Annotated in this window: 19 protein-coding genes and 1 CRISPR repeat array; of the genes, 14 read left to right on the top strand and 5 right to left on the bottom strand. The window is 43.9% G+C overall.

Features of this window, described 5'->3' with window-relative positions; genetic code table 11:
- Positions 1–876 precede the first annotated feature (876 nt).
- The 3 genes from ACE1CD_RS08240 to ACE1CD_RS08230 all read left to right on the top strand — a co-directional run bounded on the left by ACE1CD_RS08240 (position 877) and on the right by ACE1CD_RS08230 (position 4,079).
- Entirely contained in the window at positions 877–1,263 is a 387-nt protein-coding gene (locus ACE1CD_RS08240) for a four helix bundle protein (RefSeq protein ID WP_374823055.1), read from the top strand.
- A 153-nt stretch (positions 1,264–1,416) separates the two neighbouring features.
- Complete coding sequence (locus ACE1CD_RS08235; RefSeq protein ID WP_374823052.1) at positions 1,417–2,457, top strand: dipeptide epimerase; 1,041 nt, start codon at positions 1,417–1,419, stop codon at positions 2,455–2,457.
- Between the two features lie 575 nt (positions 2,458–3,032).
- Positions 3,033–4,079, top strand: a complete 1,047-nt coding sequence (locus ACE1CD_RS08230) for a DUF1611 domain-containing protein (protein WP_374823049.1) — start codon at positions 3,033–3,035, stop codon at positions 4,077–4,079.
- Between the two features lie 181 nt (positions 4,080–4,260).
- Here the strand turns inward: ACE1CD_RS08230 and ACE1CD_RS08225 are convergent, their stop codons facing one another.
- Positions 4,261–4,422 (bottom strand): hypothetical protein, encoded by a 162-nt coding sequence (locus ACE1CD_RS08225; RefSeq protein WP_374795636.1) that lies wholly within the window; start codon positions 4,420–4,422, stop codon positions 4,261–4,263.
- Between the two features lie 256 nt (positions 4,423–4,678).
- Here ACE1CD_RS08225 and ACE1CD_RS08220 point away from each other — a divergent pair, with 256 nt between their 5' ends.
- The 4 genes from ACE1CD_RS08220 (at position 4,679) to ACE1CD_RS08205 (ending at position 8,169) form a co-directional block, all read left to right on the top strand.
- A complete protein-coding gene (locus ACE1CD_RS08220; protein WP_374823046.1) occupies positions 4,679–7,051 on the top strand; it encodes a tetratricopeptide repeat protein in 2,373 nt (790 codons plus the stop codon).
- A 30-nt stretch (positions 7,052–7,081) separates the two neighbouring features.
- Positions 7,082–7,279 carry a DUF2283 domain-containing protein gene (locus ACE1CD_RS08215; RefSeq protein ID WP_374823042.1) on the top strand — a complete coding sequence of 66 codons (198 nt, stop codon included), beginning with the start codon at positions 7,082–7,084 and terminating at the stop codon, positions 7,277–7,279.
- Positions 7,280–7,657: 378 nt separating this feature from the next.
- Positions 7,658–7,888 carry a hypothetical protein gene (locus ACE1CD_RS08210; protein WP_374823039.1) on the top strand — a complete coding sequence of 77 codons (231 nt, stop codon included), beginning with the start codon at positions 7,658–7,660 and terminating at the stop codon, positions 7,886–7,888.
- The gene (locus tag ACE1CD_RS08205; protein ID WP_374823036.1) at positions 7,885–8,169 is read left to right on the top strand and encodes a type II toxin-antitoxin system YafQ family toxin; all 285 of its coding nucleotides are present in this window, start codon (positions 7,885–7,887) and stop codon (positions 8,167–8,169) included. Before ACE1CD_RS08210 ends, ACE1CD_RS08205 begins: the two co-directional genes overlap by 4 nt.
- Before the next feature lie 93 nt (positions 8,170–8,262).
- Here ACE1CD_RS08205 and ACE1CD_RS08200 read toward each other — a convergent pair whose 3' ends face one another.
- On the bottom strand, positions 8,263–8,499 hold the full coding sequence (locus ACE1CD_RS08200) for an NfeD family protein (protein ID WP_374823033.1): 237 nt from the start codon (positions 8,497–8,499) through the stop codon (positions 8,263–8,265).
- Positions 8,500–8,801: 302 nt separating this feature from the next.
- On the opposite strand from ACE1CD_RS08200, the gene ACE1CD_RS08195 reads away from it, so the two are divergent.
- From ACE1CD_RS08195 to ACE1CD_RS08180, 4 genes are all read left to right on the top strand, one after another.
- Positions 8,802–9,593, top strand: coding sequence for an Rpn family recombination-promoting nuclease/putative transposase (locus ACE1CD_RS08195; RefSeq protein WP_374823031.1), 792 nt, complete (start codon positions 8,802–8,804; stop codon positions 9,591–9,593).
- Positions 9,594–10,161: 568 nt separating this feature from the next.
- Positions 10,162–11,109 carry an XdhC family protein gene (locus ACE1CD_RS08190; protein WP_374823028.1) on the top strand — a complete coding sequence of 316 codons (948 nt, stop codon included), beginning with the start codon at positions 10,162–10,164 and terminating at the stop codon, positions 11,107–11,109.
- A 33-nt stretch (positions 11,110–11,142) separates the two neighbouring features.
- On the top strand, positions 11,143–11,748 hold the full coding sequence (locus ACE1CD_RS08185; RefSeq protein ID WP_374823025.1) for an NTP transferase domain-containing protein: 606 nt from the start codon (positions 11,143–11,145) through the stop codon (positions 11,746–11,748).
- A gap of 82 nt (positions 11,749–11,830) precedes the next feature.
- Positions 11,831–12,658, top strand: a complete 828-nt coding sequence (locus ACE1CD_RS08180; RefSeq protein WP_374823022.1) for a class I SAM-dependent methyltransferase — start codon at positions 11,831–11,833, stop codon at positions 12,656–12,658.
- A gap of 32 nt (positions 12,659–12,690) precedes the next feature.
- Here the strand turns inward: ACE1CD_RS08180 and ACE1CD_RS08175 are convergent, their stop codons facing one another.
- Complete coding sequence (locus ACE1CD_RS08175) at positions 12,691–13,941, bottom strand: CHRD domain-containing protein (protein WP_374795627.1); 1,251 nt, start codon at positions 13,939–13,941, stop codon at positions 12,691–12,693.
- 272 nt (positions 13,942–14,213) lie between these two features.
- On the bottom strand, positions 14,214–15,596 hold the full coding sequence (locus ACE1CD_RS08170; protein ID WP_374823019.1) for a cytochrome P450: 1,383 nt from the start codon (positions 15,594–15,596) through the stop codon (positions 14,214–14,216).
- Between the two features lie 326 nt (positions 15,597–15,922).
- Between ACE1CD_RS08170 and ACE1CD_RS08165 the strand changes: the two genes are divergently transcribed.
- Positions 15,923–19,846, top strand: coding sequence for an NB-ARC domain-containing protein (locus ACE1CD_RS08165; protein WP_374823016.1), 3,924 nt, complete (start codon positions 15,923–15,925; stop codon positions 19,844–19,846).
- 3 nt (positions 19,847–19,849) lie between these two features.
- On the opposite strand, the gene ACE1CD_RS08160 is transcribed toward ACE1CD_RS08165, so the two are convergent.
- Entirely contained in the window at positions 19,850–21,433 is a 1,584-nt protein-coding gene (locus ACE1CD_RS08160) for an adenylate/guanylate cyclase domain-containing protein (protein ID WP_374823058.1), read from the bottom strand.
- Positions 21,434–22,223: 790 nt separating this feature from the next.
- A CRISPR array of direct repeats spans positions 22,224–22,486; the repeat unit is 38 nt; unit sequence ACTTTCAATTAACCGAATCCCCGCAAGGGGACTGAAAC.
- A gap of 591 nt (positions 22,487–23,077) precedes the next feature.
- On the opposite strand from ACE1CD_RS08160, the gene ACE1CD_RS08155 reads away from it, so the two are divergent.
- Both ACE1CD_RS08155 and ACE1CD_RS08150 read left to right on the top strand, forming a co-directional pair.
- Positions 23,078–24,565, top strand: coding sequence for a glycosyl hydrolase family 57 (locus ACE1CD_RS08155; RefSeq protein WP_374823013.1), 1,488 nt, complete (start codon positions 23,078–23,080; stop codon positions 24,563–24,565).
- A gap of 78 nt (positions 24,566–24,643) precedes the next feature.
- A complete protein-coding gene (locus ACE1CD_RS08150; RefSeq protein ID WP_374823010.1) occupies positions 24,644–25,159 on the top strand; it encodes a DUF1499 domain-containing protein in 516 nt (171 codons plus the stop codon).
- The last annotated feature ends 174 nt before the right edge of the window (positions 25,160–25,333 follow it).

The following is a 25,333-nucleotide window of genomic DNA, read 5'->3' as shown; positions in this document are numbered from 1 at the left end:
AAGGCAGAATAGTAGCACCCCACCCCCGACCCCTCCCCGCCACGGGGAGGGGAGCAAGATTATTTCTGTCTCTCTTTACACAAACAAAAGCCAAATTATTCCGGTCTCTCTTTACAAACACACACAAGCCAAATTATTCCGGTCTCTCTTTACACACACAAGCCAAATTATTCCGGTCTCTCTTTACACACACAAGCCAAATTATTCCGGTCTCTCTTTACATACACAAGCCAAATTATTCGCATCTCTACTTTACACACACAAGCCAAATTATTCCGGTCTCTCTTTACAAACACAAGCCAAATTATTCTTGTATATTTTCACAAACACAAGCCAAATTATTCTTGTATATTTTCACAAACGCAAGCCAAATTATTCTTGTATATTTTCACAAACGCAAGCCAAATTATTCTTGTATATTTTCACAAACGCAAGCCAAATTATTCTTGTATATTTTCACAAACGCAAGCCAAATTATTCCGGTCTCTCTTTACACAGAAAAGCCAAATTATTCGCCTATCTCTTTACACACACAAGTCAAATTATTCGCCTATCTCTTTACAAACACAAGCCAAATTATTCCGGTCTCTCTTTACACACACAAAAAAGCCAAATTATTGGCGTCTCTCTTTACACACACAAAAAAGCCAAATTATTGGCGTCTCTCTTTACACACAGGAGCACAAAATTCTCTCCCTCTCCGTGGCGCAGCGGCAGAACACAAAATTCTCTCCCTCTCCGTGGCGCAGCAGCGGAGCACAAAATTCTCTCCCTCTCCGTGGCGCAGCGACGGAGCACAAAATTCTCCCCCTCTCCGTGGCGGAGTGGGGGGCGGGGGGTGAGGTTCATTCCATTCAAACTAACATAAGAACAAATATGGCAAAACCAGATTTCGAGAAATTACAAGTTTACCGAATCGCTGAAAAGCTGGGTAATGAGATTTGGCAAATTGTGACGAAATGGGATGAATTTGAAAAAAATACGCTGGGTAGACAAATTATTATTGCAGCGGACAGCATCGGTAGCAATATCGCTAAAGGGAGAGCGCACGACTACAAAGACAATCGCGATTTTGTCAGGATAGCGAAAGATTGTCTCGACGAAACAAGACATTGCTTGAGACAAGCGTACAAACGCTCTCTCTTGACAATCGAGGATATCGATAAACTTAAAGAAATTCTCGATGAACTGTCGGTACAACTCAACGCTTATCTACTATATATAGAGAATGCCGTTAAAGAACACCCGGAAGATCCCGAATGATCGAAAAAACGGGTTTCAAGCCTCCCATTTCAAGAGTAATCATCAAAAAAAATCTGAATTTCAAGCTTCGTCCTTTTAAGGCGAAGCCAATCCAAAATCCCAAATCCCAAATCCCAAATTTGGTGACCAATATCCCCTACCCACTATCCCTTCATGCAAATTCGCATTCAAACATTTACTGTCAATAAACGCTTTCCCTTAACTATCAGTCGCGGTACTACTGCTCAGACGACAAATGTCTGGGTGGAAATAGAATCAGATGGTATTGTCGGTTGGGGAGAAGCTTCGCCTTTTTCGATTGGAGAACAACGTCAAACAACCGAGTCAATTTTAGCGGCATTGCAGTCAGTCGCACCAGCACTAGAAAAATTCAGTCCTTTCGATAGACAAGAAATAGAACAATTTTCGATCGCATCCCAAATTCCCTCGGCGGCGCGTGCGGCTTTGGATGTAGCGTTGCACGATTGGTTGGGGAAAAAGGCGGGTTTGCCTTTGTGGAAAATGTGGGGATTAAATCGCGATCGCATTGTTCCCACTTCTGTCACCATCGGTATCAATACTCCCGAAGCTGCTGTTGGGCGCGTGCGCGATTGGGTTAATTATATAGATGCGAAAGTGCTAAAAGTGAAATTGGGAAGTCCCGAAGGAATTGAAAGCGATCGCGCTATGTTCGCCGCTGTTAGGTCAGAAGCACCATCGGCTAAAATCAGCGTCGATGCTAATGGCGGTTGGAGTTTATCCGATGCCGTGAAAATGTGCGAATGGTTGGCGGAACATGGTGTGGTGTATGTGGAACAACCTCTACCACCCGGACAGGAGGAAAGTTTGTTACCACTCAAACAGAAATCGCCTCTACCCATTTTTGTGGATGAAAGCTGCTTTACCAGCCGCGATATTCCCAATTTGGTCGATCGCGTTGATGGCATCAATATTAAATTGATGAAATCTGGCGGTTTGTCTGAAGCAATCCGCACGATCCACACGGCGCGATCGCATCATTTGCAGGTGATGTTCGGTTGCTATTCCGATAGCTCGCTCGCCAATACCGCGCTTTCCCATCTCTCCCCCCTCGCCGATCACCTGGATTTGGACAGTCATCTCAATTTGCTCGACGATCCTTTCACAGGTGCTATCATTGAAAATGGTAGACTGCTACCCAACGACCTACCCGGTTTGGGAATCAATCGATTTTAGATTTTAGATTTTGGATTTTGGATTTTGGATTGATGAGGTCAATAGCAGCGAAGACAACACCCGATCGCAAACAAACCAGCCCCATAACATAAAAAAGTAAATTTGTCAAGTGCGATCGCTAAGTGGGTGGTGAGGACACCAAAAAATCCAGTCATCGTCAAACGAGAAATTTCTAATTTTAGCGAGCTAGTAAAAATCAGACACACGAAAACACAAGGCTTTCAGAGTGTGGTAAGACATCATTTTGCAATTTAGACATACTTGCCCGGATTATCATTTCTGTCAAGATACCGCAAACGACGCATTTTCGTCAATAGTTGCCAAAGATTTTCAGTTATTTTTGGGGTAAAAAAGGGCATATGATTGGAATATCCAAATAAAAAGCGCTCGTAGATAAGCCCATGTTATATAAACTAGCTAACCAAATGTACAAAAGAGAAACTAACCAGTAAACTAATAAACAAAGAAATTATCCCCATCCATTCCATCCATACTGATTCATTCCCCCAACGAAAAATCTAAAATTACATCTGCGTTCATCTGCGTTCATCTGCGGTAAAAAATCTGCATTATATATGCTCAAACCCGACCAAAAACTAGCCATCTTGCTACACGAAGGAATTCGCGGCATTCACGGAAAAACCGGACTAACCTTGTTACGCTACAGCGAAGCGCCGATAGTAGCAGTAATCGATAAGCAATGCGCTGGGGAATCATTGCCAAAACTGACAGGAATACATCGCGATGTGCCGATCGTCGCTTCTGTAGAAGAAGCACTTTCTTATCATCCCGAAGTATTGGCGATCGGCATAGCGCCTTCAGGTGGAATATTGCCAGATATCTGTTTTGAGGAAATCAAACAAGCAGTAGCATCTGGATTGTCAGTAATCAACGGATTGCACACGCGACTGGCGACTCATCCAGAAATACAAGCATTGCTGAAAGAAAATGAATGGATTTGGGATGTGCGCCAGGAACCGGCTGGATTGGGAGTTGGGACTGCAAAAGCGCGATCGCTTTCCTGTCGTCGCGTCTTAGCTGTCGGTACGGATATGGCAGTCGGGAAAATGTCAACTTGTCTGGAATTGCATCGCGCTTCTTGGCGAAGGGGAATGCGATCGAAATTTCTCGCCACCGGACAAGCGGGAATTATGATATCCGGTGATGGCATACCCCTAGATGCCGTGCGGGTAGATTTTGCAGCCGGTGCAGTCGAACAATTGGTGATGCGATATGGGGAAGATTTCGACATCCTATATATAGAAGGACAAGGTTCGTTACTGCATCCAGGTTCCACCGCTACATTACCACTTTTGCGCGGTTCCCAACCAACACATTTAATATTAGTACATCGCGCCGGACAAACTCACATTCGCAATCTTCCTCATGTTGTAATTCCACCTTTGTCAGAAGCGATTAAATTGTATGAGATGGTTGGTAGTGCTGCTGGTGCGTTTGGGGAAGTTAAGGTAGTTGCGATCGCACTCAATACCGGACATTTGGATGAGGCGGCGGCGAAAGATGCGATCGAGCAAGTTAAGAAAGAAACGGGTTTGCCTTGTACTGATGTGGTGAGATTTGGTGGCGATTTGTTGGTGGATGCGGTGATGGATGGGCGTTAAAACAGCATTACAGTAATCCTCGAAGAACCCCTCCCCAACCCTCCCCGCAACGGGGAGGGAGCAAGTCTCATCGAAAAATATAATTAACCGATTGACTTTTCCCTCCCCAACCCTCCCCGCAACGGGGAGGGAGCAAGATTATTCTTACTTCCCCCTGTGGACGGGGGGATTGAGGGGGGTTCTATTGTTCGTCTTTATCTTGTTGTTTTTTGATTCGATATAAGTGATATGCTATTGCCACAGTCGATCCAATTGCTAAAGCGGGAGAAAAAGGCCAAATTGTGAGGATACTGCCGGTAATTCCCAATGCAGTTAAGAAGTCTTGAAAATCTTTGTCTTCCATGATTGTAGGACTCCTGATTCATTAACTAAATCCATCGTGCAACTTGCCAACAATCTCAACCAGAGGAGATGCCGACGATAAGCCGGAACTTAGGTTTTTTGAGTAAAATTCTGGAAAAGCACCATTGCAGGGCTTTCCAGGTTCCAAAAACGATACATTTTGCGATCGCATCCCTACCTTAAAATCCGAAAAAAGCTATTATCTCCCTTAAGATCGGTGTAACTTCGGCAACCAGGGTCTTAGGCGGATAACGGCGATGAATCAAAAGCAACGAAATCGTGGGCGTATACTGAGCGATCGCGGTTGGGATAAACTGCAAGAAGCGTTAAAACCTTGGGATAAACTCCTAGATTCGCTCATAGAAAAGGATTTAAGACAAACCTTCGGTCAGTACAATGTCCAAAATTTACAAAAGCTAACTGAGCCTGTCAATAATAAAAAGTCTATTAGGGCTTTAAATGGGGATACTGTTTCTAAGATATTGCAGCGAAAAGAAGGAGTTGATAAAAGCTCTATCCAAGCTTTATTTACCGCTTTGGGGTTAAAACTAGAGCAAACCGACCATATTCCTGTGCCTAAAGAGGCTATAACCAAGGAAGATCCGAATTTTGTGGGACGGGAGGGTGCGATCGCAGATCTCCACCGCCTAATCCAAGAAGGTGCAAAAGCGATCGTCATTCACGGGAAAGGCGGTATCGGCAAAACAACGCTGGCGTGGCAATTTCTCCACACGCAGGGATTCGATAAAATACTCGATCTGCGGATGGCAAAGGAAACTCAAAATATTACCTCTGCCGAAAGTGTAATTGAAGAATGGTTGCGGCGATATTTTGATGAAGAACCAGGGCGAGAGTTTGGCGTTACGCTGGATAGATTGAGGCAGCATTTGCGAAATCCCAACCAAAGAATAGGCGTATTAATTGATAACCTGGAACCAGCACTAGATGGAAATGGCAGGTGCATCGAAGCGCATCGAAAATATGTGGAATTATTCACTGCTTTAGCCGATCTAGCAGTGCAATCTGTTACCCTAATTACCAGTCGCGAATGCTTACGCGAAGCAGCGCTAACAGTTGAGTATTATCGTTTGGAAGGTTTGGCTGTCGCCGCATGGAAAAAGTTTTTTGACAGTCGCAATATTCAGACAGATACAGAAGTGCTGAGTGCGATGCACCAAGCTTATGGGGGAAATGCCAAAGCTATGCAAATTTTCCCTGGTGCAATTAAGGAATATAATAATAGTTTAGCCGCTTATTGGCAAGCAAATAAAGATGATTTGTTGATTGAGAGAGAATTAGAAGGTTTAGTTGTTAGTCAGTTCGATCGTTTGCAACAATTTGATTCATCTGCTTATAAATTTCTCTGCCGTTTAGGATGTTATCGATATCAAGATGTTCCAAGAGTTGCGATTGAAGGTTTGTTTTGTTTGCTTTGGGATGTGCAAGATGGTCAACATCGACGGGTAATTAAATCGTTGAAAGATAGGTCTTTAGTAGAATTTTTCAATGGAGAATACTGGCTGCATCCAGTCATTCGGGAAGAAGCGGTAAAAAGGTTGAGAGAAAGTGATGATTGGGAGATAGCTAATCGCAAAGCTGCTGAGTTTTGGACGGAGAGTGTGAAGACGGTTGAAACTGTTGAAGATGCTCTGAAAGCTTTAGAGGCTTATTATCATTATGTAGAGATTATTGACTTTGACATGGCTGCTGGAACAATTATCAGAGAAAGAGATAGAACCCACGAAAAAAATATTTCCTTATGTGGGTCATTTTATAGTTTGGGTCTGGCTCAACAAATTATAATTGCAATAAATCAAATATTAGATAAGATTAATAATAAATATTACATAAGCAGACTAAAAAACCTTTTGGGCTATTTATACCGCACAACAGGCAAGATAGATTTAGCGATTGAATATCATAAAAGTTCATTAGAATTAGCAGAAAACCTGGGTTTTATTGAGTTGAAAATTATTGCTTTATTTAACATAGGATTATGCCAAATGGAACGATGTGAATGGGAAGAAGCATTAAGCATTTTTAATTCTGTTAATAGTTTAGCAGCAGAAGCTTTAGCAGCAGAAGGAAATGACTATTGTTATCACTACGTCGCCTATTCTCAAAGTTGTCTAGTTTTCTTAAATTCATGTTTAGGAATTCTAAGCGATTTATCTATTGTAGAGAAAATATACGTTAAATTAACAAAACTTGATGATGGATGGGGCGTAGGACATAATTTAGTTGTTTTAGGTCTAACTTATAAAAATTTGCTCCAACAGGAAAAGTCTTTTGAAATGTATGGTAGAGCGCTCAAGTATGCTGAAAAAAATTCCTACACTCAAGTTAAGGCTAAAAGTTTAACTTGTCTAGCAGAACTTTATCGAGAACAAGGAAATTTTACAACAGCACTTTCCCATCATACAGAATCAATAGAAATCCTAGAAAAAATAGGTGCTAAATGCGACTTAGCCGAAGCTTACTATCAACTTGCCTTAACTTATCAAAAAATGGGTGACACCGAAAAAAGTCAGCCAAAATTTCAACAAGCAATTCAACTCTTCACCGAAATGGAAGCACCCAAGCAAGTTGAGAAAGTGCGACGGGCGATGGAAAATGGGGAAAATCATTAACCGCTGAATCGATAAATATGGGAGACAGCCATGAAAATTACCTACGATTCCGAAGTAGATGTGATGCGAATCATCTTTAACAATTTGCCAATTGAAGAAAGCGATGAAGAAAAGCCTGGATTTATCGTTGATTATGACAAAGAAGGAAATATCGTGGGATTAGAAATATTAGATGCTTCTAAACGAATGGATAATCCCCGTTCAGTTGAATATTCTATCCCGAAATAATTCATGGAATGGGTAAATGTAAACAGGATTCAATGGCTACGCTTTAAGCCCGCCTGCGATTCAAATCGCAGGCTAATAGCTAAACTCCACTGAAGTGGACTAAATGCAAATTCTTCAGTCCGTTTTAACGGACTTTAGCTATTAGCCTCAGACTTGAGTCTGAGGCGGGTGTAGACTCAATACAAATCTTTAACAGACTTTAGGTATGACGCAGGAGTTTAAACCCCTGGCAGGCTTGAAGCTCAGATCATTATTTATCAATTCCCCAAACTTACCGAAACCAAAAGCATAGTACCTCATAAAGGTCAGAGACGAGTGATATAATTTAATCAAATTTTGGATTTCTGCTTCAACATCACAGGCAATAATAACATTCCCATGAACACCCTTGACCAAGTGCTAGAAACCGCTTCGCAACTGCCCTACGAACAGCAGGAAATGCTGATCGAAATTCTCCAAAATCGCCTCCGGGAAAGCCGCCGTGCAAAAATGGCAGCTGATGCTCAACAAACCTTGGCAGATTTCCATGCAGGTAAATTTCAACGCCAGTCAGCGCAGGAAGTAATTCTCGCATTGCGCCAGTCTTTGAATGAGCCAGAAGAAGCATGAGAACGCTAGTTTTAACCCCGAAATTCAAACGAGCATTCCGCAAGTTTGTCAAGCGAAACTCTGACCTCCAGCAACGCATTGAAGAAACTCTTCAACAAATGGAAGTAGACGTATTTGCGCCAGTCCTGGCTACCCACAAACTAAGCGGTAAGCTTGAGGGTTTTCAGTCCTGCTCTTGTGGCTATGATTGTCGTATTGTGTTTTCAATTCAAATCGATACAGAAATGAAAAGCGAAGTCATTGTTCTGCTCGATATCGGGACGCATGATGAAGTTTATTAACTGCGTCGCTAAAACGGAAATAAGCGATTGTGACTTAAAGGCGTGGAATGTGGATTTAAGCTCCCGCAGTTTAAAAATCCAACCCTATATTTATCAATTGCCCAAACTTACCGGAACCACAAGCATAGTAATCCCCTGTCTCCCAACAACTTTCACAACTTCATCGGGAAAAACAACAACATCGCAATTAGAATGATAAAATCGAGCAGGCCAATAACTACCCAAACACTTAACTCTTCCAGGCTGATTTTGAGAAATTGTCTTTTCCACCGTTCCCATTACCGCTTCTGAAAACATCTCAATTTTTGCAGGCGCAAATAAACTAACCACTGATTACCTCCGTTGTAACTTTTGGGGTAATAGAGTCTAGTTTCCACTTTCCCACCAAACTTAACCAGTGGTGATACCGAACTTAAGCCAGAAGATAAGCTTTTGGAGCGAAATTTCCGAAAATGCAGCAACAGCAAGATTTTCAGCCGCTAGAGAATTGAGCGAACAGAATTAGTCAATTAGCTTAAGTTCCTTAACTTCGGGATAAAGTCCTTATCTTCCTGACAGGTAAAAAGAAGAAACGATCGTAAGGCGATCGCCCTCATACTATAATTAAATAAACCCAAAACTTATCCTAGTTCGTGAAAACAGACTCCATCTTTTATCGCTTATTCCAAACCTTCCCCAGCATCTTCTTTGAACTACTTAACCTACCACCTGAAGAAGCTGAAAACTACCAATTCTCATCCGTTGAAGTCAAACAAACCTCATTCCGCATTGATGGCGTATTTCTACCCAATACCGATGCAATAGAACCACCCATTTATTTTCTCGAAGTTCAGTTTCAACCAGACAAAACCTTCTACTCTCGATTTATTAGCGAAATCTTCATCTACCTCGATAAAACCGAACTGAAAAACAATTGGCGTGCCATTGTCATCTACCCCAAGCGAAGTACGGATACAGGAGAAACATATCGCTATATCGAATTCCTGAATTCCGGACGAGTGAGGCGCATTTATCTGGATGAACTAAGCGCATCAGCAGAGGAATCTATTGGCATTCAGGTAATAAAATTAATCGTAGAACCGGAGGAAACTGCACCAACAAAAGTAAGGGAGTTAGTCAACCAAGCGAAACAACAGATAACCGATGAAACTGCTCAACGAGAACTGCTTCAGTTAATAGAGACTATCATAGTCTATAAGTTACCCAGTAAAAGTCGAGAGGAGATCGAGGCAATGTTTGGATTGAGTGAGTTAAAACAAACAAGAGTTTATCAAGAAGCTTTCCAAGAAGGTGAGATAGCAGCGAAATTAGCAACAATACCCCGGTTGTTAGGATTGGGGTTAAGTGTGGAACAAATAGCACAGGCGTTGGAATTGGATGTAGAGGAAGTCAGTCAGGCGGTGCAACAGCAGTCTGCTAACTGAAAGTCCTTGAAACACATTCTGTAGACCCTCAAGTGAGAGCGATCGCAGATTTATTCAGCCAGCCCTGATTATCCCCTCTCAATGAGAAAGCGGGGCTTTACCCCGCTTCCTCTTTAAAATGATACTTATAAGTTGCCATTTGTAGGTTTGGCAGTTTCCAATTAAGTGTCTCAGTTATGCCCCTCTAGGGCTCTCTATTTCTATATTAGCGCGATTAACGGGAAAGAGTGTAAATTTTCGGTCAAGCTATGTGAAGTTTTGGAAAAGAATAATTAACGCTTGTCAAGTTATGCGAAGCTGACGGAAAAGTTAAATGCTTGCCTTGCAATTGGCGATCGCGCATAAATGACTGCGCTCATACTATTATAACATAAGTCGCCATAGTTAAAAATTATATTTAACTGAAATATGACACCCCAGAAGGTAGAAACTTCCGATCGCATTCCCAGATCGAACTTGGGAACGAGAAAAGGAGAAATTCTAGAGCCTTCTACTCAGTAGCTATCCCCCAACAGTTGTCGGTACGTTACACTTCGTTAACGCACCCTACAAAAGTGACCCTGGCAAAATGCTTGATTTCTACCAAAAACTAGGTCAAAGTCTCCAGAAAAGCCCAGTAGTTATCGCCACTGTCACCAGTATTAAAGGTTCTGTCCCCAGAGAAGTGGGCGCAAAAATGATTGTTTACCCAAATAATCGCATTATCGGTACAATTGGCGGTGGTGCTGGGGAAGCCAAAGTTATTGCACAAGCTCTCCAAGTGTTAGAAACTGGCACAAAACAATTTGTGGAAATTGATTTATCGGGCGCAGGCGATCGCGAAACGCAAGGTGTCTGCGGCGGTACAATGCAAGTATGGCTGGAACGCTGGACAAGTGGCAATCTGACGCTGGTCAATCAAATTATCGATATCCTTTCATCTGGAAATTCTGCGATAGTTATCACTCCGTTTAGCCAAAATTTACAGCCCTATTTAGAAATTGCAAATAACGACAATCAACCCGAAACTAATTCCTGTTTTCGAGAAACTTTGCTGCCTCTGCCAACATTATTAATAATTGGTGGCGGTCACATTGCTCTACCGTTAGCTCAAATTGCTCATTTAGCAGGATTTCGGATAATTGTACAAGACGATCGCGCGGAATTCGCTACCGAAGAACGCTTTCCTCAAGCTGCTGCTATTTTAACATTACCGATTACCAATTGCCATTTACCACCAACCGAAAATATTTATGTCGCACTGGTAACGCGGGGAATCCAACACGACTTAGCCGCATTGCGAATTTTATTGAAATTAAAGACAAAATATATCGGTGCGATCGGCTCTTTAAAGCGCGTTCGTTTAGTCAGACAAAAATTACAACAAGAAGGATATCCCGAAAAGCAATTAAAATCAATTTATGCTCCCATCGGTTTGGATATCGGTGCTTTAACGCCAGAGGAAATTGCTGTTAGTATCTGCGCCGAATTAATCAAAGTGCGTCGCGGCGGAACAGGGCGATCTTTATCAGAGTAAATACACTCTATTAATTAACTATATTTAATTCTCATGAATACTGATTTCTTTTCTCCCCCGCAATACTTCGCGATCGTTCTAGCAGCAGGTAACTCCCGCCGTATGGGTGTTTGCAAGGCTTCTCTTCCTTGGCTGGATGGAAGAACTTTACTATCCTATCAAGTAGAACAATTTCTGCTGGCAGGCATCGCACCTGTGGTAGTGCTTGGGCCACATAATAGCGATCGCCAAAAAGATTGTCCCCCCAGCACCAAGGTTATTATCAATCCCGACCCCAGCCAAGGCAAAACCAGTTCTATCTTAACCGGATTGCAATTAATTCCCAAAAATGTGCAAATTTTGGTTATCTCAGCAGTCGATCAACCCAGACCGACTGCAATTTACCAAAAATTATTGCAACTCCAAATCAGCAACGCTGCCATAATTAGCGCACCAACTTATAAAGGTAAGTTAGGACATCCTTTATTTTTGGCCAACCAAGCATTACCTTACTTAGAAAAAATTCGAGAAGAAAGTTTTGGATTGCGTCAAATCGTGCAAGATTTTTATCCAGAAATCCAGAAAGTTGAATTCGATACGCCAATAATCATCGCCGATATCAACACTCCCGCAGAATACCAAAGGCAGTTAAGTTTATAGATAAATTCGATCTAACTCTTGACAAAGAACGGTGATGAAGGTATATTACAAAATCGGTTATAAATATTAGCTTAAACTAAGTATGATCAACCCTAGCGATCGCGTCAATGCTTTTAAAGAATTTGAATATGAGGGATGGCAGAAATCAGTAGAAAAATATCATTCTTCTTTTGGCAATCTCACCAAACAAAGCATCGGAACTCTGCTAGATGCTGTCGATGCTGGTGCGGGTAAGAAATTGCTCGATATTGCCAGTGGCCCTGGCTACGTAGCGGCGGCGGCATTTCAACGAGGATGCTCGATAACTGGGGTCGATTTTTCCGAAGCGATGGTGGCGAAAGCGAAAGAACTACATCCTCAAATCGAATTTCAACAAGGCGATGCGGAATCTTTAGCTTTTCCAGATTCTCAATTTGCAGCTGCCGTAATGAATTTTGGCATCTTGCATTTAGCGCAGCCAGAAAAAGCGCTCAGCGAAGCATTTCGGGTGATTAACAGCGGCGGAAAATATGCCTTTGCTGTCTGGGAGAAAGCAGAACATTGTGCGGCTTTCCAAATAATGCTGTCAGCGATCGAAACTTATGGCGATACCCAGGTTGCGCTCCCAGAAGGGCCACCATTTTTCCGATTTAGCGATCGCGATCGGTGCATCGATGCTTTGCAAACAGTAGGCTTTAAAAATGTTTCCGTGCAGACAGTTGCCATGCTGTGGGAATTGGCTGATGGCAACGAACTTTTTGATGCTTTTTATCAAGGCTCGGCTAGAACAGGCGGTTTGTTGAGAGTTCAAGATACTAAATCCCTGGAAAATATCCGCGCCGCCGTCAATCAAACAACCTTAAACTACATCACAAATCACAAATTACTTTTGCCAATGGCGGCGCTAGTCGCATCCGGAGAAAAGCCGTAATTCGATCGGGTGGGCAATACCCACCCGACGATCTAAACAAAAATAAAAGAACCACTTCCCAAAGTCAAATCAGTAGCTCCTTGCACAATTCCTACCAGCTCGTTTTGACCGGATGACACCAGAAAAATACCCGTTCCTGTCGGTAAATTACCTCCAGATGTAGCCAACGTATAGTTATTAGCCGCACCGCGCAGCTGGATGACATCCTGCCCAGCTTTGAAGTTAGTAATTAGAGCGTAGTCGTTTAGACCTGCATCGGCATCATTACCATCGTTGTAGTAAAACACATTGCTTTTTCCCAGTATAAATCGATCGACTCCATCTCCCCCAGTCAGAGTATCTATCTCCCCCAGTCCAGGACTGGCACTGCTGCCATCAACGCCACTGAGGGTATCGTCTCCCAAGTCGCCGCTGAGAGAATCGTTGCCAAGGCTACCGATCAGGAAGTCATTACCTTTACCCCCGTAGATAGTATCGTTGCCTGCATTCCCATCCAGGGTGTCGCTGCCTTCATTGCCAAATAACAAATCGTCTCCCTTCCCGCCAGCGAGATTGTCAGCCCCCAAGTTGCCAATCAGAACGTCATTACCTTCATTACCGAAGAGAAAGTCATCATCTTTGCCACCGTAGAGAGTATCGTTGCCTACACCTCCATTCAAGGTATCGCTGCCTTGATTGCCGTTACACAAGTCGTCGCCGCCACCGCCAGAAAGACTGTCATTATTCCCTTTGCCAAATAGGGTGTCGTCTCCCTCACCGCCCACAAGATTGTCGGAGACATCCGTTCCTTGAATAACGGTGCCTGTCGTGGCGGCGATTTGGCCTCGAATTGCTCCGCCGGGGAACGCATTGGTGTGGAAATTAAAGTATAAGGTTGTATCCGCACCGAGGCCAGCGGCTTTCAGATTTGGGACAAAATTACTTAATGGCTGTTTGCCAGCATCAGTTTGTTCCCAGATGCCGGTAATAGTTGTACTACCATCCGGGTTAATCGTGGCTTTTTGGTCATCTTTATCGTCAGGGGGAAAAATATTGAAGACTACGGGGCCATTGATGCCACGAGCCGCAGAGTGGAAGTGCGCGATCGTCACATCATCGGTCGGATCGGGAGTCTGGGGCGCTTGACCCAAAATCGGCCCAAAATCCAAACCTTTAATGTTTAGGGTAAAGGAGAGGGCATCGCCGACATCGTTTAGTTCCAAATTCCCAACTCCAGTACCTTTTGACCCGGTGGGGGTAGGCTCTTGGTCGCCAGTCAAGGTTGCTTTGAATATGTTAGGCATATAAAGAAATTTCCTTTTCGTCTTCAGATGTTGATTCTTGTGGACTTTTTAGCTGGAACGATGAAAGTTGGGTTTAGCTATCGCTCAACCTAACCGACAATTCTTGTTAAAGGAAAGATATTGGATTCTCAAAGAGATTTCAACTAAAATTGAATTCATTTGAAAAAAACAGAGTGCGATCGCATTGGCTGATTTTTTTCATCTCTCTTGAGGATGAGATTTTTACAGCCGCAGATGATGCGATCGCACTCTCTAAATTTTCAGACTAAAAATTAACTGCGCTGACCTTTAAGAACCAGGCGCACACCCCCCACAGGTGCCATCGTAATACCTCGGCGTGCAGCTACAACCGGGCGATTATCTGCAAGAGACAGTTCCAATTTTGACAGAATTGTCGCCAGTACCAGTTTCATTTCAAACATAGCAAATGCCATGCCAATACAGCGACGGTTACTACCGCCAAACGGGAAGAACTCATAAGGCGAGTATTGACGTTCCAGAAAACGTTCTGGCTTAAAACGTTTCGGTTCTGGATATAAATCCTCGCGATGGTGAACCAAATAAATGCAGGGAGATAGCATTGTGTTCGCTGCAAAGCGATACCCCATAATTTCTACAGGCGCTTTTGTAATGCGCGGTAAAGCAAACAAAAGCACCGGGTAAATTCGTAATGTTTCCGAACAGACAGCATTGAGGTAAGGAAGTTTAGCGATCGCGTTTGCGTCTGGATTTTCACCGAGAGTATCTAACTCTATCAATAGTTTTTCCCGAACTTCCGGCTGACGGTGAATCCAGTATAATGCCCATGCCAAAGCTGTTGCTGTAGTTTCGTGACCTGCAAACAGCAACGTCATCAATTCATCTTTTAATTCCTCATCTGTCATCGGCTGACCTTCTTCATCGCGAGCTGACATCATTAAGGTGAGAATGTCTTCGCCAGATAAATCATTTTTAGCCCGACGTTCGCGAATTTCAGCGTAGAGAAGTTCGTTAATTTGCTGTTTTAACCGCAGAAATTTTCCCCACGGACTCCACGCGCCTAAATCTTTTTGCAGCACTTCCAGAAACACAAAGCTAGACCGTAAAGGAGAACCGGTAGTATCCAGCAGCAAAGTCAGGAGTTGCCTTAGTTTTTCGTAACGCTCTCCTTCATCCAGACCGAAAATGGTGCGTAGAATAACTCGCAGGGAAATTTCTTGCATGGATGAACGAGCTTCAAATGGTTTGTCGATCGTCCACTTACTTATCACTTCTTCCGCAATATCGCAGACGATTTCACCGTATGCTTTCATCCGTTCGCCATGAAACGGAGGAATTAATAGTTTTCTCTGGCGCTGGTGATATTCGCCATCATGCAGTAACAGGGAATAATTGCCGAATAAAGGCTGCAAAATTTTGTTTGCTTCCCCAGAATTAAACAGTTTCGGATCGGCGGTAAAAATTTGTTGAATTGCTTGGGGATTGGCGATTACTACTTGTGTCGGAAAGCCTGCAAATTCAGCCTTATAGATGTCGCCGTATTCCAGAAACGCTTTTTCTAGATACTTTATAGGCCAAAGAATTCCCCGGAACGTTTGTAAAATTCTGGAAACTTTTACGCTCTGAGGCTGTTTGGCTATTGGTTCGCTTTGAAGATTTTCTTGTAATGTTACCATGTTTAATTCTCCTACTGTTGAGTAGTGGGTAGTTAAATAACAACTGACTACTGACTACTGACTACTAACAACTGACTACTTTCAGTGTGTATGTGCGATCGCATTTACGCCACTAAAGATAAAGGCGTTAAGCTGCTAACTTAACATAACTTTACTGTACTTACGGCTGCCATCACCGTACACAGAAGCAAACTTTGATACCAGCGCACATGGCGCACATTTTTTGGAAATCTATATCGCCCAAAAAGAGCTACGCGAACTCCAGCTTTGTGAGCTATCTTACTTAAAGTCAGCCAAAGTGCCGTCACAGTGGACGTTAACCACCTATGATGGATCTGCACAAGCAAAGACGCAAACGCGGTGTTGTCCTCTCTTTTCAGGGCTTGAAAAAGCTGAGCGAAGCGAGGCGAGAGGCGGAAATTGAGGAGAATGATGGTAATAAGTTTACTTTAGAGGAATTGAGCGATCGCACTCAACTCGCGCCTTTCACCGTCGCGAAGGTATTGGCGCACGAGGAAGGCGTCGATAAGCAGACTTTGGAATGCTTTTTCCGCGCCTTTGACTTAGAACTCCTACCGCAGGACTATACCAGACCGAATTCTCACGATCGAGGTAGCGCCGACGAGACGCCTGCGGAACAACAAATCCAAAATCCAAAATCGAAAATCCAAAATCGAACTGATTGGGGTGAGGCTGTTGATGTATCAATTTTCTACGGTCGCACGGATGAAATTGCTAAGTTGGAGTATTGGATTACACAAGAAAACTGCCGATTAGTGGCGCTGCTGGGTATTGGTGGAATCGGTAAAACTGCTTTATCTGTCAAATTAGCGCAACAAATTCAGGAGGAATTCGATTGTGTCATTTGGCGTACTCTCCGCAATGCGCCACCAGTTGAAGAGATCCTGGCTAATTTAATTCAGTTCTTATCAAATTACCAAAAAATAGATTTACCGAAGCAGATCGGACAGAGAATATCGCAATTGTGCGAGTTATTGCGATCGCAACGTTGTCTGATCGTAATAGATAACGTAGAAACCATTTTATCTGATGGGGAAAGAGCGGGATATTACCGCGAGGGATATGAAGATTATGGGGAACTATTCAAACAGATAGGACAAACGCAACATCAAAGTTGTTTGTTGCTGACGAGTCGGGAAAAACCAAAAGAAATTGCTTCCTTGGAAGGAGCAGTATTGCCTGTGCGATCGTTCCAATTAACGGGTTTGCAAGCAACAGACGGACAAGAAATATTGAGAACCAAAGGATTTTTTCGCGGTTCCGCAGAAGCATGGCAAGAACTGGTTAGTCGTTATGCGGGAAATCCTTTGGCATTAAAGATAATTTCCACGACTATTCAAGAATTATTTGATGGCAACATTGCCGATTTTTTAGCGCAAAATGCGATAATATTTGGCGATATTCGCGATTTGCTAGATCGACATTTCAATCGCCTGTCTGCCTTAGAAAAAGAGGTGATGTATTGGCTGGCGATCGATCGCGAACCTGTGGCGCTGGCACAATTGCAAGAGGATATCGTATCGCCAGTGCAACCAACAAAATTACTGGAGGCGCTGGAATCTTTGGGAAGGCGATATCTGCTCGAAAAAAGCGCGGCTCGTTTCACCTTGCAACCGGTGATAATGGAATATGTCACGGCTCGATCGATCGAGCAAATTTGCGAAGAAATTTCCACTCAGGAGATAGCACTTTTCCGCAGTCTCGCAATAATTAAAGCGGAATCTCTCGACTATGTAAGAGATACACAAATTCGCCTGATTGTCAACCCAATTATCGCCGAGCTACTCTGCCATTTCGGTACGAAAACTAATATTGAAAATCGATTAATGCAAATCCTCGCCAACCTCAGAGGTAAACCTTTATCTCAACAAGGTTATGTGGGTGGAAACACTCTCAATCTATTGCGTCAACTTCAGACAGATTTAAGCGGCTACGATTTTTCTGATTTAGCGATTTGGCAAGCTTACCTGCAAGACCTCAAGCTGCATAACGTTAATTTCCAGAATGCTAACTTCGGCAAATGCGTTTTCAACGAAACCTTCAGAAATATTTTTTCCGTAGCCTTTAGTGGAGATGGAAAACTTTTAGCTACAGGGGATAGCGATGGAGAAATTCGCTTGTGGAGAATTAGCGAAGGTGGAGAAATATTGCGATCGACTCCGCTACAAACTTTGCAGGGACACAAAGGTTGGGTACAGACGCTTGCCTTCAGTTCAACCTCCCTTCGCGGTCAGCAAAACGAGGGGGGTATAACTCCAACCTCCCCCCGTGTCGGGGGGAATGAGGGGGGTCTCACTCCAACCTCCCCCCGTGGCGGGGGGAATGAGGGGGGTATTCTTGCCAGCGGCGGTGAAGATAATACTGTCAAATTGTGGGATATTTCTAGCGGTAAATGCCTCAAAATATTGGCAGGACACAAGAGTTGGGTGCAATCTGTCGCTTTCAGTCCAGATGAAAAAATATTAGCTTGCGGCAGTGAAGGTTTAATTAGACTTTGGAATGTAGAAAGCGGCGAATATTTCCAAACTTGGGAGATTGGTGGGAGTTGGGTATTTTCTATTGCTTTCAGTCCCGATGGAAAAATGCTTGCTTGTGGCAGTGTAGAAGGTACGGTGAAAATTTGGGATGTTACTAGCGGTACTTGCAGTTTAGAAATGCCGGGACATAATGGTTGGGTGTGGTGCGTTGATTTTAGTCCGGATGGCAGAATTTTGGCAAGTTGCAGCGATGACTCGACGGTGCGATTGTGGGATGTAGTAACTGGCACTTGTCGCCAAATTTTGCACGGACATAATGGTTGGGTGTGGCGCGTTGTTTTCAGTCCGGATGGCGAAACGCTAGCGAGTGGAGGAGGAGATAGTACAGTTAGGTTGTGGAATGTTTCCGATGGTAGTTGTCGCCTAAATTTGCAGAGTCATGCGAGTTGGGTCGGTGCGATCGCATTCCATCCTAACAACATTTTTATGGCTACTGGTAGCATAGACCGGACAGTGAAACTTTGGGATATTCGCACCGGTAATTGTCTAAAAACTATTCAGGGAAATCGCGATTTTGTCCATTCGGTTGCTTTCTTTTCCCCACTTTCCCACTCCAAACTATTATTAGCTAGCGGTAGCGATCGCACTATTAAATTATGGGATGTGGAAATAGGCAAGTGCGTAAAAAATTTGCAGATAGATAGCGGTTTTATTTGGTCAATTGCCTTAAGTCCGGATGGAAATATGTTAGCTTGTGGAGGCGATCGCATCGTCAGAATATGGGACTGGCAAACCGGACAAACTCTCAAAACATTCCAGGGACATACGGGTTGGATATGGTCGATCGCCTTCAGTCCCAACGGACATATTTTAGCCAGTGCTGGTGAAGATAAAACTATCAGAATTTGGCATATTAATAGCGGTCAATGCGTGCAAATATTGCAAGAACATCCGAGTTTAATCTATGCAATTGCCTTTTCTCCCACCTCCCCCCGTGGCGGGGGGACTGAGGGGGGTCTCACTCCCACTTCCCCCCGTGGCGGGGGGACTGAGGGGGGTCTCACTCCCACTTCCCCCCGTAGCGGGGGGACTCAGGGGGGTCTCACTCCCACCTCCCCCCGTAGCGGGGGGACTCAGGGGGGTCTCACTCCCACTTCCCCCCGTGGCGGGGGGACTGAGGGGGGTCTTCTTGCCAGCGCCAGTTTCGATCGCACAATCAGATTATGGGATATTACCACTGGCGAATGCCTGCAAATATTGGAGGGACACTTCAGTTGGGTGCAATCGGTTGCCTTTAGTCCAATTTCTCACAAAGGCAGGGATATTCTTGCCAGCGGTAGTTTCGATCGCACAATTAGATTGTGGGATATTAACACTGGCGAATGTCTGCAAATTTTCCAGGGACACACCGCTACAATCAACTGTCTTGACTTTAGTCGAAATGGCAAGCTTCTCGCCAGTGGCAGTACAGACGGCACAGTTTGTTTGTGGGATATTACCAGCGGTGAACGTCGCCATACTTTACAAGCAAATAGCGGTTATATTTGGTCGGTTGCTTTCAGTCCCGATGGCAAGATGTTAGCTAGTGGCAGCGATTCCGAGACGATTAAATTGTGGGATGTAGATACAGGTGAGTGTCTGAAAACTCTCAAGACCGATCGACCCTACGAAGGCATTAATATTACAGGCGTTAGCGGTTTAACAGAAACCGCTATTGCCACACTCAAAGCATTAGGTGCGAAACAGCAATAATTTTTAATTGCCTTTTTCTCTTGGAATATTACAACAGAGATAAGACGGATGAGATTTTCTCCCCATCAGTAAATAAGTTTTCATCCCACCTTTGCCTTTAATTTGAATAAAGCCGCGCTCTTCAAACAAATATTTGTCCTGCAACTTCTCGTAGGTCGTTTTTGTTACTTGAATATGACCGGGTAGACCGTGAGATTCCATACGGCTAGCAGTGTTAACGGCATCGCCCCAAAGGTCATAAGTAAACTTTTTCGTACCAATCACCCCAGCCACAGCAGGGCCAGTGTTGATGCCAATCCGGATGTTAAGATTCGTAGAATAATCAGCATTAAATTGGCTAATAGTCTGCTGCATATCGAGTGCCATTTCTGCCACAGCTTCGGCGTGGTCGCAGCGGGATGTGGGTAGACCGCCAACTACCATATAGGCATCACCGATCGTCTTAATTTTTTCCACACCATGTTTTTCCGTGAGGCGATCGAAAGTCGAAAAAATTTTATTAAGTAAGCTGACCAGTTTCTTCGGAGAAACCTTGCTAGCCAACCTCGTAAAATTAACCAAGTCCGCAAACAGAATCGTTACTTCATCAAAGGTATCGGCAATGTTGCTTTCCTGCATTTTTAACCGAACGGCAATCGGTTCCGGCAATATATTAAGTAACAGCCGTTCGGAATTTTCTCGCTGATAGCGCAGCGCTTCTTCTATCATCTTGCGCTGCGTGATATCGTGAAAAAAAACAGACACCCCTTCATAAGAAGGGAAAACGCGCACTTCAAACCAAAGATCTAATGGCTGGTAAAATTCTTCAAAACTAAGACTGACTTGTTGAGCTACCGCCTTGCGATATTGCTCCTCAAATTGCGAACCGACAATTTCCGGAAAAGCCTCCCATATATTTTGACCCAGGAGTTGTTCTGGACTGCGTTGCCATATTTGAGTCGCTACTTGATTGACGCAAGTAAACCGCCACTGCCGATCTAAGGTAAAAAAAGCATCGGTGATACTTTCGAGCAGATCGACCACTTGCCGATCGGACGCCCGCCGCTGCGCTTCTGCTTCTTCGCTCCTAGCGATTTGCCGTTCTAACCGCGCCAAGTTTAATCGTAGCTCCATTTGAGTAATCACCTGACGACCCAAAGCCCGCAGTGCTTCCAGTTGTTCGTCAGAAAGACGGCGGGGAATGCGATCGATCACGCAAAGAGTTCCCAACGGAAAACCATCCGGAGTTACCACAGGTGTGCCGGCATAAAATCGGATGTTCGGGTTGGAAGTTACTAGCGGGTTGTCTGCAAAGCGATCGTCTTCCAAGGCGTTGGGAACAACCAACAGGTCGTCTGGGTTGAGAATCGCATGGGCGCAGAAAGCAAGGTCTCTGGGCGTTTCTGTCACTTCCAAGCCAACCTGTGACTTAAACCACTGGCGCTCGGTATCCACTAAGCTGACTAAAGCAATGGGAGTACCGCAAATATAGGCAGCCAAACGGGTGAGGTCATCAAAAGCTTCTTCTGTCGGCGTGTCGAGAATGTTGTACCGTTTCAGCGCTTCTACCCGATCGCTTTCATTACTCGGTACGGGTGTCGTTTTCATCGAGGATGACCCTGCATTAGGACTACCCATAGGCGAGTTAGGCACGGTACTTTTGCGGCTTTTGAATAGCTGTGCCAGTATGCCGATTAGGTTTGCAATTCTTTTCCGAAAGTAAGTTTTATCAGTTTGTGTGTATCCCGCCTCAGACGGACTATCAAAAGCCTCTAACATACCAAAAGTTGTATTTGTACAACCAGACCTATAAATACCCTTACCAAAATTATCCTATTTTTTAGGATAAAATACAAAAGTGAAAAAATCGAGAATATCGGAAATTAGCAAAGAATATTTGCCAAAATCTTATTTAATTGTAGGGTGTTTTAGGCACGGGCGAGAAATTGAGTATCGCAACCAATAGACATCTCCTCCAAAAGAATCTCAAAGGGCAGGCAGGATGCCTACCCCACAAGAATTTTTGGAGATGTCTAATAATTAAATTGTCGTGCCTAACGCACCATCCGCAAAATTGGTCACAAAAACTAACATTTTATCTCAGCGACCCGAAAGAACCGACAGCTTATTCTGCGATCGCATCCGCCGTTGACAGGTGTGGATAGTTGCGTTAGTATCGAGCGAATATTGGATTTTCGGAAACCGAAGCGGGGGCAAAAACCCAAGAGTTTCGCGAAACCCCTCAGAACCTTGAAAAATTAATAGTTTTCAGACTTGAAAGTCCGCCGCAAGCCAAAGGAACGATCGCTGAAATGAAATCGCTAAAAATTAAGGTGCGCGATCGGGTTCACGAAAAACGCGGTTGAAATTCTTTCCATGTGCTAGTTTCAGGCGGCAGACTTTCAATTAACCGAATCCCCGCAAGGGGACTGAAACGCGCAAATCTTACCAAATCCCGACCAACCCAGACAACTTTCAATTAACCGAATCCCCGCAAGGGGACTGAAATCAACGAACTAAAAGAATAAGAGATTTTGCGAAAGAGGTAGCACTTTCAATTAACCGAATCCCCGCAAGGGGACTGAAACATTAATTCGCTCAAGATATTGACAGGATGCTGAGCGCTTTCAATTAACCGAATCCCCGCAAGGGGATTGAAACCTCGCTTCTTGCAAATCAACGCCAAGGTTTACTAAGCTTACTTTGATAGCGTGTTCGGTAGCGTCGCTAGTACATGAATGAAGTCCTGGATTGTCTTTTGGAATCGTTAGTTAAAATTTAACCGCAGATGAAGACAGATAAACGCAGATAAACGCAGATAAACGCAGATAAGATTGCAAATTTTTGGCTTTTTCGGACTTGAGAAGCTTTTGTCCAAATCAGAACATTTTTATAAATTTTCTCCTCTGTGCCTCTACCATAGCATTGTCCGAAAAGCCAAAAATCCTTTACTCGCCAACCAAACAGCGCAAATCATCTGCGTACCCTTCGGGAAGGCTATCGCCTACATCTGCGGTTAAAAATATCCAAAAAACAGATATCAAAGCCCCAAAAAACATCCCAACCAAACTACACAGACATTACTCCCTTCCCGCCGTAAGATTATCGATCGCAAGTTACCTGTTGTTCTTTTCTCCTCACTCTCCCGCTCCCCCACTCCCCCACTCCCCCTAATGCAATACATATTCTTTGAGCGATAAGGGAGTAATTGTGTCAAACTCAATATGTTTCCTATAAAAATCCCTCACACAAATGCCTACAACATTACAACCTGCCACCCTCCCCGAATTACCCGAAATAATTGACGGATTACCCAACATCTGCGGGTGGGAAAAAGAAATTGAGTCAGTAACTCAACAAGATAGACCAGTATTTTTACCCACAACAAACATCCAGTTAAACGAAGTGCAAGCAGCCTTTGCGATCGCGCTGCATATGCACCAGCCTACCATACCTGCCGGACATAGCGGCCAACTCATCTCCAACCTGCAATATATGTTTGAACATCCCCAGGAAGGAGACAACCACAACGCCGCGCCATTTGCCAATTGTTATAGCCGCATGGCAGATTTTATCCCCGAACTTGTCGCCAACGGTTGCAATCCTCGCGTTATGCTAGATTACTCTGGCAATTTGTTGTGGGGATTGCGACAAATGGGACGCGGCGATATTCTAGAAAATCTCAAACGCATCACAATTGACCCCACTTATCAGCCTTATGTGGAATGGCTTGGAACAATGTGGAGTCACGCCGTAGTTCCCTCTACACCCATACCGGATATCAAACTGCACATCCAAGCTTGGCAACATTATTTTGCCGCCATTTTTGGTTGGTCAGCACTATCTCGCGTCAAGGGATTTTCTCCCCCAGAAATGCACTTACCCAATCATCCCGATACTTTATTTGAATTTGTCAAAGCGCTGAAAGAATGCGGCTATCGCTGGCTATTAGTGCAAGAACATTCTGTCGAAACTCTCACCGGACAATCCTTGGGATACAAACATCTTCCTCACCGTTTAATTGCCCGCAATTCTCACGGCGAAGTTACCAGTATCACCGCATTAATCAAAACCCAAGGTTCGGATACCAAACTGGTAGCGCAAATGCAGCCTTACTACGAGGCAAAAACTTTATCTCGACAAATGTTAGGTGAAGTTTCCATTCCGCCAATAGTCAGCCAAATTGGGGATGGCGAAAATGGCGGTGTGATGATGAACGAATTTCCCGGTACTTTTTTCCGGGCTAGTTACGAAATAGCGCAAAATAACGGCGGCAAATCTGGCGTTGTAGCGATGAATGGTACAGAGTATTTGGAGTTAATTGAAGCTGCTGGTTGTCATGAAGATAATTATCCCACTTGTCAGCCGATCGGTCAACATTTAATTTGGCAAAAAGTTTCGCCAGAAAACTGCACCCCGGATGCGGTAGCGAATGCCATTGCCGAGTTGAAGCAAACTCACCATAACTTTCACATGGATGGCGCTTCCTGGACAAATCACATCAGTTGGGTAAAGGGATACGAAAATGTTTTGACTCCCATGAATCAACTCAGCGCTTTTTTCCACAAACAAGTCGATTCTTTACCAGAAAATATTACCAAAGAATCGCGCTATCGGGAAGCATTGCTGTACAACTTTTTGCTGCAAACGAGTTGTTTTCGTTACTGGGGACAAGGAGTTTGGACAGATTATGCGCGGGAGATTTTCCGACGCGGTGAAACCATCCTGGCAAATTGGTAGGGTGGGCATTGCCCACCAATTGTTTTGATGGTGGGTAATGTGGGATAATATGCCTGTTGCATCACCTTTATCCTATTCATGGTTGAGTCAGAAATCGAAAAGCGATCGCCTCTCAGACAATTAGTGATAATCTTGTTATCGTTGCTGTTATTTACTATCCTTTGGCTGGGAGCATCAGTAGCATTTCCAGGAGCTATAACCTTGTTTGCAGGCAAAAGACCCACTAACCTTGGCGTACAAGTTGGTAAACTCGCACCTTGTCCGAGTTCTCCCAACTGCGTCAGCAGCCAAAGTCAGGATGACGGACACAAAATTGAGCCTCTAACTTACAATTCTACTCCTGCTGAGGCAATGGCTCAACTCAAAAAAGTAATTGAGTCCGAAAAAAGAACTAAAATTATCACTGAAACACCCAATTATCTCTATGTAGAATTCACCAGTAGACTGATGGGTTTTGTTGATGATGTAGAATTTTATCTCGATGAAGGACAAAAGGTGATTCATGTGCGATCGGCTTCCCGTTTGGGAGAATCAGATCTAGGAGTAAATCGCAACCGCATCGAAACCATCAGAGCGAAATTGAATGAGGTCTAGAAAGTCAAAAGTCAAAAGTCAAAAGTCAAAAAAGTCGAAACGTAGGTTGGGTTGAGGTAACGAAACCCAAGGCAAAAATAGAATTTGTTGGGTTTCGCGGTCGAAACGTAGGTTGGGTTGAGGTAACGAAACCCAACGCAGAAATAAAATTTGTTGGGTTTCGCGGTCGCTCAA

Origin of the sequence: Aerosakkonema sp. BLCC-F183, from assembly GCF_041929145.1 — a bacterium.
In the GTDB taxonomy this organism is placed as follows: domain Bacteria; phylum Cyanobacteriota; class Cyanobacteriia; order Cyanobacteriales; family Aerosakkonemataceae; genus Aerosakkonema.
This window is presented reverse-complemented; position numbering and strand designations above follow the sequence as displayed.

What these genes read in the sequence shown, in the direction of transcription:
- ACE1CD_RS08170 (WP_374823019.1), bottom strand. Translation starts at nt 15,596, where the DNA reads ATGGTAACATTACAAGAAAATCTTCAAAGCGAACCAATAGCCAAACAG.
- ACE1CD_RS08160 (WP_374823058.1), bottom strand. Translation starts at nt 21,433, where the DNA reads ATGAAAACGACACCCGTACCGAGTAATGAAAGCGATCGGGTAGAAGCG.
- ACE1CD_RS08240 (WP_374823055.1), top strand. Translation starts at nt 877, where the DNA reads ATGGCAAAACCAGATTTCGAGAAATTACAAGTTTACCGAATCGCTGAA.
- ACE1CD_RS08215 (WP_374823042.1), top strand. Translation starts at nt 7,082, where the DNA reads ATGAAAATTACCTACGATTCCGAAGTAGATGTGATGCGAATCATCTTT.
- ACE1CD_RS08235 (WP_374823052.1), top strand. Translation starts at nt 1,417, where the DNA reads ATGCAAATTCGCATTCAAACATTTACTGTCAATAAACGCTTTCCCTTA.
- ACE1CD_RS08155 (WP_374823013.1), top strand. Translation starts at nt 23,078, where the DNA reads ATGCCTACAACATTACAACCTGCCACCCTCCCCGAATTACCCGAAATA.
- ACE1CD_RS08225 (WP_374795636.1), bottom strand. Translation starts at nt 4,422, where the DNA reads ATGGAAGACAAAGATTTTCAAGACTTCTTAACTGCATTGGGAATTACC.
- ACE1CD_RS08210 (WP_374823039.1), top strand. Translation starts at nt 7,658, where the DNA reads ATGAACACCCTTGACCAAGTGCTAGAAACCGCTTCGCAACTGCCCTAC.
- ACE1CD_RS08180 (WP_374823022.1), top strand. Translation starts at nt 11,831, where the DNA reads ATGATCAACCCTAGCGATCGCGTCAATGCTTTTAAAGAATTTGAATAT.
- ACE1CD_RS08205 (WP_374823036.1), top strand. Translation starts at nt 7,885, where the DNA reads ATGAGAACGCTAGTTTTAACCCCGAAATTCAAACGAGCATTCCGCAAG.
- ACE1CD_RS08230 (WP_374823049.1), top strand. Translation starts at nt 3,033, where the DNA reads ATGCTCAAACCCGACCAAAAACTAGCCATCTTGCTACACGAAGGAATT.
- ACE1CD_RS08175 (WP_374795627.1), bottom strand. Translation starts at nt 13,941, where the DNA reads ATGCCTAACATATTCAAAGCAACCTTGACTGGCGACCAAGAGCCTACC.
- ACE1CD_RS08165 (WP_374823016.1), top strand. Translation starts at nt 15,923, where the DNA reads ATGATGGATCTGCACAAGCAAAGACGCAAACGCGGTGTTGTCCTCTCT.
- ACE1CD_RS08220 (WP_374823046.1), top strand. Translation starts at nt 4,679, where the DNA reads ATGAATCAAAAGCAACGAAATCGTGGGCGTATACTGAGCGATCGCGGT.
- ACE1CD_RS08190 (WP_374823028.1), top strand. Translation starts at nt 10,162, where the DNA reads ATGCTTGATTTCTACCAAAAACTAGGTCAAAGTCTCCAGAAAAGCCCA.
- ACE1CD_RS08150 (WP_374823010.1), top strand. Translation starts at nt 24,644, where the DNA reads ATGGTTGAGTCAGAAATCGAAAAGCGATCGCCTCTCAGACAATTAGTG.
- ACE1CD_RS08185 (WP_374823025.1), top strand. Translation starts at nt 11,143, where the DNA reads ATGAATACTGATTTCTTTTCTCCCCCGCAATACTTCGCGATCGTTCTA.